Raw genomic sequence first — 692 nt, forward strand, 5'->3', positions numbered from 1 at the left:
GCGATGATCGACAGCGAGGGCGCGTCGCGCATGTCGTCGGTGTTCGGCTTGAACGTCAGCCCCAGCACCGCGATCCGCTTGCCCCGCACGCTGCCGCCGCAGGCCGTCACCACCTTGCGGGCCATCGCCCGCTTGCGCTGATCGTTGACCGCCACCACCGTCTCGACGAGCCGCACCGGGCTGCCGGCATCCTGCGCGGTCTTGACCAGGGCCAGGGTGTCCTTCGGGAAGCACGAGCCGCCATAGCCCGGGCCGGCATGCAGGAACTTGCGCCCGATGCGGTTGTCGAGCCCGATGCCGCGGGCGACCTCCTGCACGTCGGCGCCGACCTGCTCGCACAGATCCGCGATCTCGTTGATGAAGGTGATCTTGGTCGCCAGGAAGGCGTTGGCGGCGTACTTGGTCAGCTCGGCGGTGCGCCGGCTCGTCACCAGGATCGGAGCGTGGTTGAGGTAGAGCGGGCGGTAGAGCTCGCTGACGATCGCCGCGGCTTGCGCGTCGTCGGCGCCGATGACGATGCGGTCGGGGCGCTTGAAGTCGGAGATCGCCGCGCCCTCGCGCAGGAACTCGGGGTTCGAGGCGACCGCGATGGCGATCTCCGGGCGGGTCTCGCGGACGATGCGCTCGACCTCGTCGCCGGTGCCGACCGGCACGGTGGACTTGGTGACGACCACGGTCGGCCCGGTGACCGC

General features: G+C 70.4%; 1 protein-coding gene. It reads right to left on the reverse strand.

The window, feature by feature from the left end; translation table 11 throughout:
- A partial coding sequence (locus VQ03_RS26655; RefSeq protein WP_048453946.1) for a UDP-glucose dehydrogenase family protein occupies nt 1-692 on the reverse strand: 692 nt, incomplete at both ends.

Origin of the sequence: Methylobacterium tarhaniae, from assembly GCF_001043955.1 — a bacterium.
Classification (GTDB): domain Bacteria; phylum Pseudomonadota; class Alphaproteobacteria; order Rhizobiales; family Beijerinckiaceae; genus Methylobacterium; species Methylobacterium tarhaniae.